The sequence below is a fragment of the Streptomyces sp. PA03-1a genome, assembly GCF_033792805.1.
In the GTDB taxonomy this organism is placed as follows: domain Bacteria; phylum Actinomycetota; class Actinomycetes; order Streptomycetales; family Streptomycetaceae; genus Actinacidiphila.
Genome location: NZ_JARAVO010000013.1, coordinates 19,750 through 32,556, shown reverse-complemented (window position 1 = coordinate 32,556; position 12,807 = coordinate 19,750). Strand labels below are relative to the sequence as shown.

The following is a 12,807-nucleotide window of genomic DNA, read 5'->3' as shown; positions in this document are numbered from 1 at the left end:
GCGTCGTCACGGCCGGGAGCGGTTGCTAGGGTGCGAGCTGCACTGCCGCGTGAGCCCTGTCCGGGCTGACCGCGCAGCGCGGATGCCCCTGGGGGACGGTGTGCCGAAAGCAGCTCCGGACCACGCGGCGGGGCTGCTGTGTGCACATCTGGGTTTGGAAGGATTCATGACGGCTTCTCCCGACGGGCCGGCGCCCACGGCCGACGAGACCCCGGCGGCGCCGTCCCCCGCCGGTACGGCGCTGCCACGGCGGACCCGGAGGACGTCCGCGATCGCCGACGCATCCGCCACCACCAGCCGGAACCCCCCGGACTGGACCGGCGGCGACGCCCCGACGCTGCGGGCCAGGCAGGCCGCCGCCCTTCCCGAGCGGCCCGAGGAGGCCGCGGAACCGGAGTCCTCCTACGCGGACGGCTTCGCGGCCGGGCTCGCCTTCGCGTCCCGTACCGCGCCCGCGCCCGCGCACGACGAGGGGCACCTGCCGGCGACGGCTGTGGGGACGGGCCCGCAGGCCCCCGCCGCGGCGGAGCCCGCGCCTTCCCGTGCGCGCCGCGGGTGGTCCCGCCCGCTCCTGCTGCTCGGCGCGGGTCTCGCGGTCGGCGTGCTGGTCTGCGTGCCGTTCCTCGTGCGGGGTTCGGGTGAGGAGGACCACGGCCCGGCCGCCGCCACCCTCGCGGACGAGGGCCCGGCCGGCGAGGCACCGGGGGCCGGCCCCGCCACTGCGAGCCCCTCCGGCGGGCGGTCACCGTCCCCCGGGGACACCGGGCGGCGGTCGCCGGAGGCCGGTTCCCGAGGCGGCCCGACCGCCACCCCGAGCGCGACCGGGGGCAAGGCCACGGCCGGCGCCACGGGCGGGGGAGCGGTGCAGCATCCCACCGCCGGCCCGTCCCGTTCCGCCGCGGGCTCCGGCACGGCGATCCGGAGCCACGACTCGGGCCGTTGCATCGACGGCAGCCCTCCGTGGGGCTCGCCGCTGCAGATCTGGGACTGCACGGGCAGCGCGGCGCAGTCCTGGCAGATCAAGCCGGACGGCAGCATCCGCTCCCGGGGCAAGTGCATGGACGTCGCGGGCGGTTCGCGGGACGACGGCGCGGCCGTCCAGCTGGTGGACTGCAACGGTACCGGCGCCCAGCAGTTCCGCCTCAACGCCGCTCACGACCTGGTCAACGTCCAGGCCGACAAGTGCGTGGAGGCGGAGGAATCACCGGGGGTCAACGGCACCAGGCTGCGGCTGTGGAGCTGCACCGGCGCGGACGACCAGAAGTGGAGCCGCGGCTGAGGCCCGGTCCGGCGGTCCGCGCGGGCGGCGGTCAGGTGTTGTCGTTCCGCGCCAGGCACAGGACGTACTTGGTCGAGCCGTGCTCCGCCCGGAACGTGGCCACCGTGCGCGGGTAGGCGTCGCAGCGGCCGGTGTCGGCGGTGTCGTCGAAGCGCCCGACGACCTCGAACTCGGCCTTCGCGGAACCGCAGTCGACGACCGACACGTCCGGGAAGAGGACGTCGCCGCTGCTGTGGACGCAGTCGCCGACCTCGGCGTACTCGGCGTCGTCGTGGAACACCAGCCAGCCGCCGCCGATGAGGATGACGGGTATCAGCAGGCCCAGGGCGGTGGGGCGGAGCAGGATCGGCCGGCCGGGGTCGGCGGGCGTGCCGGGGGCGCCGGGGACCGGCTCGGGCAGGCGGTTGATCTTCCAGCGCTGGAACAGGTTGACCAGCAGGGTGAGCGGGTTGAACAGCATCGAGGTCGGACTCCACCAGCCCTGCACCAGGCTGTTGGAGACCATCTCGCGGTGCTTGGCGATGCCGCAGCGCCGGCAGAACGGCGCCCGGACCTTCAGGAAGCGCATCATCACGACCATGCCCTGGTGGCCCCGGACGGTCGCCTGGACCGCCGGCACCGAGCCGCAGAACAGGCAGGAGCGTCCGTAACCGGGCACCTCCTGCCCGAAGGGCGGCAGCGGCCTCGGCCGAGCGGCCGGCGGCACCGCCTGTGCCTGCGGCTGGGGTTGGGGCTGGGACGGGTGCTGGGACTGCGCGGGCGACGGCGTCGGCGTGGTCAAGGAGATCACCTGGGGTCCGTGTGAAGCCGATGTGAAGGGCGAGCGGAACCCTACTGGTTGGTACCGACATCGATCGACCCGATTGCCGAACGGCTTTCGCGTCCCCTTCTTGACCCGCGCGCCGGGGGCGCCCTATGTTCACAGTAGTTCCGCATAATAAAAGACAACTTCCGTAATGCGGAATATGGAGCACCGGGCGCGACAACCTGGACCGCAGGACGACGCAGGAGTGACCGAATGCCTCGAATGACCGCCGCCCGAGCGGCAGTGGAGATCCTCAAGCGCGAGGGCGTGGACACCGCGTTCGGCGTGCCCGGCGCCGCGATCAACCCCTTCTACGCCGCCCTCAAGGCCTCCGGTGGCATCCAGCACACGCTGGCCCGGCACGTGGAGGGCGCCTCGCACATGGCGGAGGGCTACACACGCACCGCCCCCGGCAACATCGGCGTGTGCATCGGCACGTCGGGGCCCGCCGGCACCGACATGATCACCGGCCTCTACTCCGCGACCGGCGACTCGATCCCGATCCTCTGCATCACCGGGCAGGCGCCCACCGCGGTGATCCACAAGGAGGACTTCCAGGCCGTGGACATCGCGGCCATCGCCGCGCCCGTGACCAAGGCGGCCACCACCGTCCTGGAGGCGGCCCAGGTCCCCGGCGTCTTCCAGAAGGCCTTCCACCTGATGCGCTCCGGGCGTCCCGGCCCGGTCCTGATCGACCTGCCGGTCGACGTCCAGCTCACCGAGATCGAGTTCGACCCCGAGACGTACGAGCCGCTGCCGGTCTGGAAGCCGGCCGCCACCCGCCGTCAGATCGAGAAGGCGCTGGCCATGATGACCGCCGCCGAGCGGCCGCTGATCGTCGCGGGCGGCGGGGTGATCAACGCCGACGCGGCCGGTCTGCTGGTGGAGTTCGCCGAACTGACCGGCACCCCGGTGGTGCCGACCCTGATGGGCTGGGGAGCCATCCCGGACGACCACGACCTCAACGCGGGCATGGTCGGCCTGCAGACCTCGCACCGCTACGGCAACGCGACCTTCCTGGAGTCCGACTTCGTCCTGGGCATCGGCAACCGCTGGGCCAACCGCCACACCGGCCGGATCGACGTCTACACCGAGGGCCGCACCTTCGTGCACGTCGACATCGAACCCACCCAGATCGGCAAGATCTTCGCCCCCGACTACGGGATCGCCTCCGACGCCGGCGCCGCGCTGCGGCTCTTCGTCGACGTGGCCGCCGAACTCAAGGCCGCCGGCGAACTGCCCGACCGCGGCGCCTGGGCCGCCTCGGCCCGGGAGCGCAAGGCGACCCTGCACCGCCGTACGCACTTCGACGACATCCCCATCAAGCCCCAGCGCGTGTACGAGGAGATGAACCGCGCCTTCGGCCCCGACACCCGCTACGTCACCACGATCGGCCTCTCCCAGATCGCGGGCGCGCAGATGCTGCACGTCTACCGGCCGCGCCACTGGATCAACTGCGGCCAGGCCGGCCCCCTCGGCTGGACCGTGCCGGCCGCCCTGGGCGTGGCGAAGGCCGACCCGGGGACGCCGGTGGTGGCCCTCTCGGGCGACTACGACTTCCAGTTCATGATCGAGGAGCTCGCGGTCGGCGCGCAGCACCGGATCCCGTACGTCCACGTCCTGGTGAACAACTCCTACCTGGGCCTGATCCGCCAGGCGCAGCGGGCGTTCGACATCGACTTCCAGGTCAACCTGGAGTTCGAGAACGTCAACTCGCCCGAGCTGGGCGTCTACGGCGTCGACCACGTCAAGGTCGCCGAGGGCCTGGGCTGCAAGGCGATCCGGGTCACCGACCCGGCCGGGCTCGGCGCGGCCTTCGAGCAGGCCAAGAAGCTCGCGGCCGAGTACCGGGTGCCGGTCGTCGTCGAGGCGATCCTGGAACGGGTCACCAACATCGCCATGAGCGTCACCAACGACATCGGCAACGTCGTGGAGTTCGAGGAGCTGGCCACCGAACCCGGCCACGCGCCCACCGAGATCATCCCGCTCACGGGCACCTGAGCCCGGGCCCGACCGCGCCACCGGCCGCCCCGCCCTGACCTCCCGGGCGCGGCGGCCGGGCTCCACGACCGCCCCGGGGAGGGCCCCGGCGGTTCGCTAGAGCGGCCCGAACAGCCAGTTGCCGGGGGCCTCGGGGTCGGTGCCGATGTAGTAGGCGCGGATGGCCGCCACCAGCTCGGCCGTGCTCACACACCCGTCGCCGTCGGTGTCGATGCGGTTGAAGGCGGCGGCGATGTCCGTGACGGGCGTGTTGAAGGCCCGCTGCAGGACCTCGAACTCCCCGCGCACGACGTGGCCGTCGCCGTCGGTGTCGCACAGATGGGCGACGGCCTCGGCCGCCGGGTGGAAGACCGGGTCGAAGGCCGGTCCCTCGATGAAGGCCTTGGTCATGCCGTGGTGGTACTCCGCGGAGGACAGCCGGCCGTCGCGGTCTCTGTCGGCGTACGCCGCCAGCTCCGCCCAGACGGCGTCGAGCCGTACCGCCACCGCCTTTCCCTTGGGCGAGGTGGGGGACATGCCGAAGCCGTGGATCAGCCGCGCGCCGACGTCCTGGAAGTCGGCGCGCTCGGCATATCCGTTGCCGTCCGTGTCCAGACGGCGGAAGGATTTGTCGAGCTTGCGCTTCAGAAGGGCCGTAGACATCGCTGCGTCCTTGACGTAGTCCTGGGGTTGCCGTACGGAGGGGGAACCTCTCGATACTCCCCCGGGAGCGGCGGTCGCGCGACCCGAGTGACCACGGACGGTGAAGGGCGGGGCTGAGCTCGTCCCGGCTCAGGGCGTGGCGTGCGGGCCCGTCCTGATCAGGACGTCGGCGGCGTCGTTGACCGGCTGCGGCGTGCCGGTGAGGTCCATGACGAAGAGCGGCACCCCCAGCCGGTCCGCGCGCAGCCGCGCGTCATGGGCGTAGCCCGCCAGGGAGAAGAAGGCGCCGGTGGAGTCCTCGTTGAGGCAGTTGAGCCAGAGGGTCTCCACCTCCCGCAGCGGTGTCGGCCGCGTCGTCGGGTCGACCTGGGCCACGACACCCTCACCGCGCAGGTCGATGCCGTTGGCCGAGCGGTCCTCCGCGGAGCGTACGCCCGCGAAGCCGAGCCACTTCAGGTACTGCGCGGCGGCGGCGACCGCGTCCCGCGCGGTACGGATGGTCACCGGCCGGAACGGCGGCCGCGGCGCGGGCGCCACGGGCCCGGGGCCGGCCTGCCGCACCGGCGGGACGGGGCGCCGCTCGGGCATCCGCAGGGCCCGGGTGTCCACCGGCAGCCGGACCACCGCCCCGCAGTCGCAGCCGAGTTCGGGCTGCGGCCACTGCTCGTCGCGGCCGCAGTCCGGGCAGCGCATGGCCACCCAGGAGTCGTCCCAGGACCGGTGGCGGATCTGCAGCGGGATGCCGCCGCGCAGGATCGGCAGGGCCAGCGGTGTGCCGCAGGCGCAGGGGAAGGTGGGTGCGGTGTAGGCGTGCTCCCGGCGGCAGGCCGGACAGCGCACGGGCACGCTCTCTGCCATGGTTCGCGACTCCTGGGCGGTGCGGCGGTGCGGCGGCGCAGGGTGCTCGCCGGGACGGTCCTGCCGTCCATGGTCCCGCAAGGGGAGCCCGTCGCGCACCCGTCTTGCCGTCCCGGTCGCGCCGGTGCACGCAGCCGCCCGGGGACCCGCTCCGCGTCCGGCCCGGCCGCGGAACGGGTCCCCGGGCGGAGACCGGTCCGCGCCGCCTCGACCTACCCCTCAGAAGTTCTCGGCGGCGCGGACGTTCGTGGTTCCGGGCGGCGGCGCCCCATCGGGCGCGACAGGACAGGTCAGGGCGCCGCCGCCCGGAAGTCGGGGGTCAGCCGGTGACCGGGAGACCGGAAAGGCGCTCCACGCCGCGCAGCAGGGCGGAGTGGTCCAGGCCGCCGTCGCCCTGGGCCCGCAGTGAGGCGACGAGGTTCGCCACGACCGAGCCGACGGGCAGTGCGGCGCCGACGTTCCGGGCGGCGTCGGTGACGATGCCCATGTCCTTGTGGTGCAGGTCGATGCGGAAGCCCGGGGCGTACGCGCGGTCGAGGAAGTTGCGCTTCTTGCGGGTCAGCACCGTGGATCCGGCCAGGCCGCCGCCCAGCACCTCCAGGGCCGCGGTGAGGTCGACGCCGGACTTCTCCAGGAAGACCACGGCCTCCGCGCACGCCTGGATATTGACTGCGACGATCAGCTGGTTGGCCGCCTTCACGGTCTGGCCGGCGCCGTGCGGACCGCACAGGACGACGGTCTTGCCGAGGGCGTCGAAAAGGGGCCGCGCCTCGTCGAAGTCGGCCCGCGCCCCGCCGACCATGATCGACAGCACCGCCTCGACGGCTCCCGCCTCGCCTCCGGAGACGGGGGCGTCCAGGACCCGGATGTGCCTTTCGGCCGCGGCCTTCGCCAGGTCGACGGAGGTCTGCGGGGTGATCGACGACATGTCGATCAGGAGCGCGCCCGGCCGGGCGTTCGCCAGGATGCCGTCCTCGCCGTAGGCGACGGCCTCCACCTGGGGGGAGGCGGGGACCATGGTGACGACCACGTCGGCGTCCTTCACGGCTTCCGCGACCGAGGCGGCGGGCGTGCCGCCGGCCGCGGCCAGGCGGTCGAGCTTGTCCTGCTCCAGGGTGTGGCCGGTGACGGAGTACCCGGCCTTGATGAGGTTCTCCGACATCGGGGAGCCCATGATGCCGAGGCCGATCCACGCGACCGCGGGAAGTGTGGTGGTCATGATGTCCTCTCCGGATTACTTGTCGGCGTCGGCGAGCCAGTCGAAGGAGGCGGCGCTGCCCTGCGCGCCCGGCTTGTACTCCAGCCCCACCCAGCCGTCGTAGCCCCGGTCGCGCAGCCGGTCCAGGAGGGCGGACAGCGGCAGGGAACCCGTGCCGGGCGCGCCGCGGCCGGGGTCGTCGGCGATCTGGACGTGGCCGGTGCGGTCCGCGTAGGCGTCGATGACGGCGGGCAGGTCCTCGCCGTTCATCGACAGGTGGTACAGGTCCAGCAGGAACCTTGCGTTGCCCAGGCCGGTCTCGGCGTTGACCTTGTCGACCACCTCGACCGCGGCGGCCGCGCTCACCAGCGGATAGCGCGGCGACTCGGGCTTGTTGAGGGCCTCGACCAGCAACACCGCGCCGACCCGGTCGGCCGCGTGCGCGGCCCGCACCAGGTTCTCCAGGGCGAGTTCGTCCTGCGCATCGGGACTCACGCCGTCCACCCGGTTGCCGTACAGCGCGTTGAGCGCCGTGCAGCCCACCGAGCGGGCGAAGTCGGCGGCGACGTCGATGTTGGCGCGGAAGCGCGCGGACTCCTCGCCCGGCACGGACAGGGCGCCGCGGTCGGGGCCGGGCAGTTCGCCCGCGTAGAAGTTCAGCCCCACCAACTGGGTGCCGGCCCCCTCCAGCGCGCCGCGCAGCGCGTCGAGTTCGGCCTGCGGAGGGGTCGGCATCCGGGTCCACGGCCACCACAGCTCGACCGCGGAGAAGCCGGCCGCGGCGGCCGCCGCGGGGCGCTCCAGGAGCGGGAGTTCGGTGAAGAGGATCGAGAGGTTCACATCGAAGCGCGTGGAGTCGAAGCCCATCACATGCGCCCTTCCGTATTGCGGAAAGTAGTTTCTACTTAACGGAAGACTCCACGAGCCGACGGGCGGCTGTCAAGGGGGATGTCCCGGAAAGCCCCTGACCAGCTAGGTTGTGGACGTGCGCCTGAAACTCGAATTCACCACCGAGCCGTTCGACCTGGACGAGCCCCCGCGGCACGCCGTGGTGGGGCGTGAGGTCCTGGAGGCGGCCGGGCTGGACGCCGTCGACGTCGGGCCCTTCGGCAACTCGGCCGAGGGCGGCACCGAGCAGGTGGTCGCCGTGGTCGGCGATCTGCTGCGGCGCACCCTGGAGGCCGGCGCGACCCGGGTGTCGCTGCAGGTCAACGTCGTGGGGGAGGCGGACCGGTGACCGGGCCGGTCGAGCATCCGCTCAGCGCGGCGATCAAGCCGCTCGCCGACGCCATGGGCGCCGAACTGGTGCCCCCGGGCGAGGCGCGCGGTGACGACGTCGTGCTCAGCTGGGAGGGCGCGCAGGTGGTCGCCGTACGGCTGCCGCACCTCGCGGACTCGCTCGACCACATCCTGGCCGACCTCGAGCGCCGGCACGGCAAGGCGCTGTCCGAGCTCGGGCGCAAGGAGAAGCAGACGGTCGTCCGCATTCTGGAGGAGCGCGGCGCCTTCTCGGTGCGGCACGGGGTGGAGACGGTCGCGTCGGCGCTCGGCGTGAGCCGCTTCACCGTCTACAACTACCTCAACAGGGAGAACGCGGCGAAGGAAGGCCGCTAGCCGTCCCGAGGCGTCCGTCCGGGCGTCATCGGCGCCATTTTTCAACAAACTGTTGACGTCACGTGGTGAGGGCTCCTAGCGTGCCGTTGTGACTTCCAGCCCATCCCCGGGCCTGGCCCGGCTCAACGCCGCCGGCGGACCGGAGGCGGTCGCGCTGCTGCACGAGGTCTGCGCGAGCCGCTCCTGGGGTGCCGCCGTCATGGCGGCCCGCCCGTACGACACCCTCGACGCGCTGCTCGCCGCCTCCGACACCGCGACGGCCGGCCTCACCGCCGGCGACCTGGCCGAGGCGATGGCGGGACACCCGCCGATCGGCCGCCCCCGGCCCGGCGACCCGGTCTCCGCCCGCGAACAGGGCGGGGTGCGGGACTCCGAACGCGAGGAACTGCTCGCACTGAACCTCGCCTACCAGGAGCGGCACGGCCACGTCTTCCTCATCTGCGCCACCGGCAGGACCGGGGAGCAGATGCTGGCCGCGCTCAAGGAGCGCACCGGCAACGACACCGGCACCGAACGCGAGATCGTCCGCACCGAACTGGGGAAGATCAACCGCATCAGGCTCACCCGGCTCGTCGAGACCGCCGCAGAGGACCCCTCATGACCTCCGTCTCCACGCACGTCCTGGACACCAGCGCCGGCCGCCCCGCACGGGGCGTCGCCGTCGCCCTGTCGGTGCGCACCGGGAGCGGGGCCCCCTGGGTGCCGCACGGGGCCTCGGCGACCGACGCCGACGGCCGCTGCAAGGACCTGCCCGACCCGCCGGAGGGCACGAGCCACGTACGGCTGGAGTTCGCCACCGAGCCCTACCTCTCCCGTGAGAGCACCGCCCACCGCAGTCGAGCCGAGGACCAGCAGGACGCCCCCCGCACCAGGGACAGCGGAGCCTTCTTCCCGGAGGTGGCGATCGTCTTCGCCGTCGAGCCGGGCGAGCACTACCACGTACCGCTGCTGCTCAACCCGTTCGGCTACTCCGTATACCGAGGGAGCTAGCACCGACATGTCGCCCACCCGACTCGGCCAGAACCAGTACGGCAAGGCGGAGACCCGCGTCGTCCGCGTCACCCGCGACGGCGGGACCCACCACGTCAGGGACCTCAACGTCTCGGTCGCCCTCTCCGGCGCCATGGACGACGTCCACTACTCCGGCAGCAACGCCGCCGTACTGCCCACCGACACCACCAAGAACACCGTCTTCGCCTTCGCCAAGCAGTACGGCATCGACTCCCCCGAGCAGTTCGGCATCCATCTCGCCCGGCACTTCGTCACGAGCCAGGGGTCCATCGAGCGGGCCAGGATCCGCATCGAGGAGTACGCCTGGGAGCGGATCACGCAGGAGCACTCCTTCGTCCGCGGCGGCCGGGAGACCCGCACCACCGAGGTCACCTTCGACGGCGGGCGGTGGCAGGTCGTCTCCGGACTGAAGGACCTCGTGGTCATGAACACCACCAACTCCGAGTTCTGGGGCTTCGTCAAGGACCGCTACACCACGCTGCCGGAGACCCGTGACCGCGTCCTCGCCACCGAGGTCAGCGCCCGCTGGCGGTTCGGCTGGACCCGCGACGAGGACCCCGCCCCGCCCTGGGAGGAGTCCTGGGCCGAGGTCCGCCGCCACCTCCTCGACGCCTTCGCAGGCACCTACTCGCTCTCCCTGCAGCAGACGCTGTACGCGATGGGCGACCGGGTCGTCGAGCACCGCCCCGAGATCGACGAGGTGCGGCTCTCGCTCCCCAACAAGCACCACTTCCTCGTCGACCTCGAGCCGTTCGGCCTGAAGAACGACACCCCCGACAGCGCGGTGTACTTCGCGGCCGACCGCCCCTACGGCCTCATCGAGGGCACGGTCCTGCGCGCCGGCACCGAGCCCCGCATCCCGGTGACGGACTGAGAGGCCCCGCCATGACCGCCGCAGCAGAGCGCATCGTCATCGAGAACTGCGCCGTCGCCACCGTCGACGCGCACGGCACGGAACACCCGGCCGGCCACGTCGTCGTCGCCGGCAACCGCATCGAGTCCGTCGGCGCGGGCCCCGCCCCCGCCGCACTCGACGGCGTCGTACGGAGGGTGGACGGCACCGGTCACCTGCTCACCCCCGGCCTGGTCAACACCCACCACCACTTCTACCAGTGGCTCACCCGGGGCCTGGCCACCGACCACAACCTCTTCGACTGGCTCGTCGCCCTCTACCCCGTCTGGGCCCGCATCGACGAGCGGATGACCCACGCGGCCGCCCAGGGCTCCCTGGCGATGATGGCCCGCGGCGGGGTCACCACCGCCATGGACCACCACTACGTCTTCCCGCGCGGCACCGGCGACCTGTCCGGCTCCATCATCCGGGCCGCCTCGGACATGGGCGTGCGCTTCACCCTCGCCCGCGGCTCGATGGACCGCGGCGAGTCCGACGGCGGCCTGCCCCCGGACTTCGCCGTCGAGAGCCTCGACGAGGCGCTCGTCGCCACCGAGGAGACGATCGACCGGCACCACGACGCCTCCCCCGACGCCATGACGCAGATCGCCGTCGCGCCGTGCTCGCCGTTCTCGGTCTCCACCGAACTGCTGCGCCAGGGCGCCGGACTCGCCCGGCGCAAGGGCGTGCGGCTGCACACCCACGGCAGCGAGACGGTGGAGGAGGAGCAGTTCTGCAAGGAGCTGTTCGGCATGGGGCCGACGGACTACTTCGAGTCCACCGGCTGGCTCGGCGAGGACGTGTGGATGGCGCACTGCGTCCACATGGGCGACTCGGACATCGCCGCCTTCGCCCGCACGCGGACCGGTGTCGCCCACTGCCCCTCCTCCAACGCACGCCTGGCCGCCGGCATCGCCCGCGTCCCCGACATGCTCGCCGCCGGCGTCCCGGTCGGCCTCGGCGTGGACGGCACCGCGTCCAACGAATCGGGCGAGCTGCACACCGAGCTGCGCAACGCGCTGCTCATCAACCGCCTCGGCGCCCACCGCGAGGCCGCACTGACCGCCCGTCAGGCACTGCGGCTGGGCACGTACGGCGGCGCCCAGGTACTCGGCCGGGCCGCGGAGATCGGTTCCCTGGAGCCGGGCAAGCTCGCCGACCTCGTCCTGTGGCGGATGGACACCCTCGCCCACTCCTCGATCGCCGACCCGGTCACCGCGCTGGTCCTCGGAGCGGCGGCCCCCGTCACCCTCTCCCTGGTGAACGGCCGGCCGGTGGTGGAGGACGGCCGGCTCGTCACCGCCGACGAGCAGGCCATCGCGCGCGCCACCCGTGACGAGGCCCGGCGGCTCGCGCGGATCGCGGGCCTGGCGGGATGACCGCCGCGGTCCTGCGCTGACCCCGGCCGGGGGAGGGACGGCCCCCCGGCCGGTGCCGGGCCCCGCCCTGCCCGGGCGGGGCCCGGCGTTCGGCGTTGCCCCGGCCGCCTGCGCCCGGGCCGCTTGTGCCCGGTCTAGCGGGCCGCGGGGCCGCGGCCCTGGGAGCGGCCCTGGGCCTCGCGCCGGACGGCGCCGCCGCGGGCGACGGTGTAGAGGTCCGTCGGCACCGGCCAGCCCTTCTGCCCGGCGTGGTCGCCGTTGAGCCTGCGGGCCCACTTGCTGTAGTCGGTCTCCAGACCGTTCCCGGTGATGCGGATGCCGGGCGGCACCATCCGGGCGGCGCCCGAGGCCGGCTCGGCCACGGTGTGCCGCAGGGTGACGAACAGGGCCTGGTTGGCGGGGTGGTCGGGTCCGGCGTCCAGGTGCAGGGCGACGACCTCCCGGCGCACCGGCAGCCAGAGCCGCAGCGCGGCCCGGGCCGACCGGGGAAGCGTGAACTCCTGCCGGGTCGCGGCGGTCCGGCCGGGCAGGTTCACGGTGAGCCGGATGCGGGACTCCTGCCCGGACAGGTCGGTGACGTCGGCGGCCACCAGGCCCTCGCGGGGCACCGCCGTCGCCCACAACACCTCCAGCGCCGCCAGCAGCCGCAGCCGGTACGGCTCGCGGCGCGGCTCCACGGGGGTGCTCAGCGCCCGGCGCAGCACGATGTGCCCGGTGAAGTCCAGGGGCTCCTTGGTGTGCTTGGACCACGGGCGCATCCCGCGGGCCTGCCACCCGAACGGGGGGCGCCCGGCCGCCCGGTTGAGGTCGGCGATGCCGTCCATGATGTCGCGCTGGCTCGCCGGGGTGAGCTCCCTGCCGACCTGCCCGGCCCGGGTGCGGTACAGGCCTGCCGCGATGCGGCCGAGCACGGTCTCCGGCCGGCCGGGGTGGCCGAGGACTGCGTCGTCGAACAGGTCGTCGAGGCTGCGCAGCGCCTGCGACGGTACGTCAGCGGCCGCCCGTTCCAGCACGGCGGTGGCCTTTCTCAGCCGTTCCTCCCGGGAACGGGACGTGGCGATGTGCGGGTCGGCCAGGGCACGTTCCAGGACGGCGCGGAGCTGGCGGAGGGCGGGCGCGTTCACGGCA

Annotated in this window: 14 protein-coding genes; 8 read left to right on the top strand and 6 right to left on the bottom strand. The window is 73.2% G+C overall.

The genetic code is table 11. The annotated features are described in order from the left end of the window. The first annotated feature begins 166 nt into the window (after positions 1-166). Positions 167-1,279 carry a ricin-type beta-trefoil lectin domain protein gene (locus tag PV341_RS04685; RefSeq protein ID WP_500356807.1) on the top strand — a complete coding sequence of 371 codons (1,113 nt, stop codon included), beginning with the start codon at positions 167-169 and terminating at the stop codon, positions 1,277-1,279. Between the two features lie 31 nt (positions 1,280-1,310). Here the strand turns inward: PV341_RS04685 and PV341_RS04680 are convergent, their stop codons facing one another. Continuing rightward, entirely contained in the window at positions 1,311-2,060 is a 750-nt protein-coding gene (locus PV341_RS04680) for an LppU/SCO3897 family protein (RefSeq protein ID WP_500356805.1), read from the bottom strand. A gap of 237 nt (positions 2,061-2,297) precedes the next feature. Between PV341_RS04680 and gcl the strand changes: the two genes are divergently transcribed. Beyond that, the gene (gene gcl, locus PV341_RS04675) at positions 2,298-4,085 is read left to right on the top strand and encodes a glyoxylate carboligase (RefSeq protein ID WP_500356803.1); all 1,788 of its coding nucleotides are present in this window, start codon (positions 2,298-2,300) and stop codon (positions 4,083-4,085) included. A gap of 96 nt (positions 4,086-4,181) precedes the next feature. On the opposite strand, the gene PV341_RS04670 is transcribed toward gcl, so the two are convergent. The 4 genes from PV341_RS04670 to PV341_RS04655 form a co-directional block, all read right to left on the bottom strand. Beyond that, entirely contained in the window at positions 4,182-4,727 is a 546-nt protein-coding gene (locus tag PV341_RS04670; protein WP_499514715.1) for an EF-hand domain-containing protein, read from the bottom strand. A gap of 129 nt (positions 4,728-4,856) precedes the next feature. Then, entirely contained in the window at positions 4,857-5,585 is a 729-nt protein-coding gene (locus PV341_RS04665) for a hypothetical protein (RefSeq protein WP_500321673.1), read from the bottom strand. A 319-nt stretch (positions 5,586-5,904) separates the two neighbouring features. Beyond that, positions 5,905-6,804, bottom strand: a complete 900-nt coding sequence (locus PV341_RS04660) for a 2-hydroxy-3-oxopropionate reductase (RefSeq protein ID WP_500321672.1) — start codon at positions 6,802-6,804, stop codon at positions 5,905-5,907. Positions 6,805-6,819: 15 nt separating this feature from the next. Next, on the bottom strand, positions 6,820-7,650 hold the full coding sequence (locus PV341_RS04655; RefSeq protein WP_500321671.1) for a TIM barrel protein: 831 nt from the start codon (positions 7,648-7,650) through the stop codon (positions 6,820-6,822). Positions 7,651-7,768: 118 nt separating this feature from the next. Here PV341_RS04655 and PV341_RS04650 point away from each other — a divergent pair, with 118 nt between their 5' ends. The 6 genes from PV341_RS04650 (at position 7,769) to PV341_RS04625 (ending at position 11,679) form a co-directional block, all read left to right on the top strand. Beyond that, positions 7,769-8,020: a YkoF family thiamine-binding protein gene (locus tag PV341_RS04650; protein ID WP_499514719.1), complete on the top strand. Its 252-nt coding sequence runs from the start codon at positions 7,769-7,771 to the stop codon at positions 8,018-8,020. Next, complete coding sequence (locus PV341_RS04645; RefSeq protein WP_500321670.1) at positions 8,017-8,397, top strand: helix-turn-helix domain-containing protein; 381 nt, start codon at positions 8,017-8,019, stop codon at positions 8,395-8,397. Before PV341_RS04650 ends, PV341_RS04645 begins: the two co-directional genes overlap by 4 nt. An 88-nt stretch (positions 8,398-8,485) precedes the next feature. Then, entirely contained in the window at positions 8,486-8,998 is a 513-nt protein-coding gene (gene uraD / locus PV341_RS04640) for a 2-oxo-4-hydroxy-4-carboxy-5-ureidoimidazoline decarboxylase (protein WP_500321669.1), read from the top strand. Next, positions 8,995-9,387 (top strand): hydroxyisourate hydrolase, encoded by a 393-nt coding sequence (gene uraH, locus PV341_RS04635; protein ID WP_500321668.1) that lies wholly within the window; start codon positions 8,995-8,997, stop codon positions 9,385-9,387. The genes uraD and uraH overlap by 4 nt, the downstream gene beginning before the upstream one ends. Positions 9,388-9,394: 7 nt before the next feature. Then, on the top strand, positions 9,395-10,282 hold the full coding sequence (gene pucL, locus PV341_RS04630) for a factor-independent urate hydroxylase (protein ID WP_500356801.1): 888 nt from the start codon (positions 9,395-9,397) through the stop codon (positions 10,280-10,282). 11 nt (positions 10,283-10,293) lie between these two features. After that, positions 10,294-11,679 (top strand): 8-oxoguanine deaminase, encoded by a 1,386-nt coding sequence (locus tag PV341_RS04625; RefSeq protein ID WP_500321666.1) that lies wholly within the window; start codon positions 10,294-10,296, stop codon positions 11,677-11,679. A 134-nt stretch (positions 11,680-11,813) separates the two neighbouring features. Here the strand turns inward: PV341_RS04625 and PV341_RS04620 are convergent, their stop codons facing one another. Then, positions 11,814-12,803, bottom strand: coding sequence for a hypothetical protein (locus PV341_RS04620; protein WP_500321665.1), 990 nt, complete (start codon positions 12,801-12,803; stop codon positions 11,814-11,816). Between the last annotated feature and the right edge of the window lie 4 nt (positions 12,804-12,807).

Coding starts and splice junctions, on each gene's coding strand:
- PV341_RS04670 (WP_499514715.1), bottom strand. CDS start 4,727: ATGTCTACGGCCCTTCTGAAGCGCAAGCTCGACAAATCCTTCCGCCGT.
- PV341_RS04655 (WP_500321671.1), bottom strand. CDS start 7,650: ATGGGCTTCGACTCCACGCGCTTCGATGTGAACCTCTCGATCCTCTTC.
- PV341_RS04685 (WP_500356807.1), top strand. CDS start 167: ATGACGGCTTCTCCCGACGGGCCGGCGCCCACGGCCGACGAGACCCCG.
- uraH (WP_500321668.1), top strand. CDS start 8,995: ATGACCTCCGTCTCCACGCACGTCCTGGACACCAGCGCCGGCCGCCCC.
- PV341_RS04660 (WP_500321672.1), bottom strand. CDS start 6,804: ATGACCACCACACTTCCCGCGGTCGCGTGGATCGGCCTCGGCATCATG.
- PV341_RS04625 (WP_500321666.1), top strand. CDS start 10,294: ATGACCGCCGCAGCAGAGCGCATCGTCATCGAGAACTGCGCCGTCGCC.
- pucL (WP_500356801.1), top strand. CDS start 9,395: ATGTCGCCCACCCGACTCGGCCAGAACCAGTACGGCAAGGCGGAGACC.
- PV341_RS04665 (WP_500321673.1), bottom strand. CDS start 5,585: ATGGCAGAGAGCGTGCCCGTGCGCTGTCCGGCCTGCCGCCGGGAGCAC.
- gcl (WP_500356803.1), top strand. CDS start 2,298: ATGCCTCGAATGACCGCCGCCCGAGCGGCAGTGGAGATCCTCAAGCGC.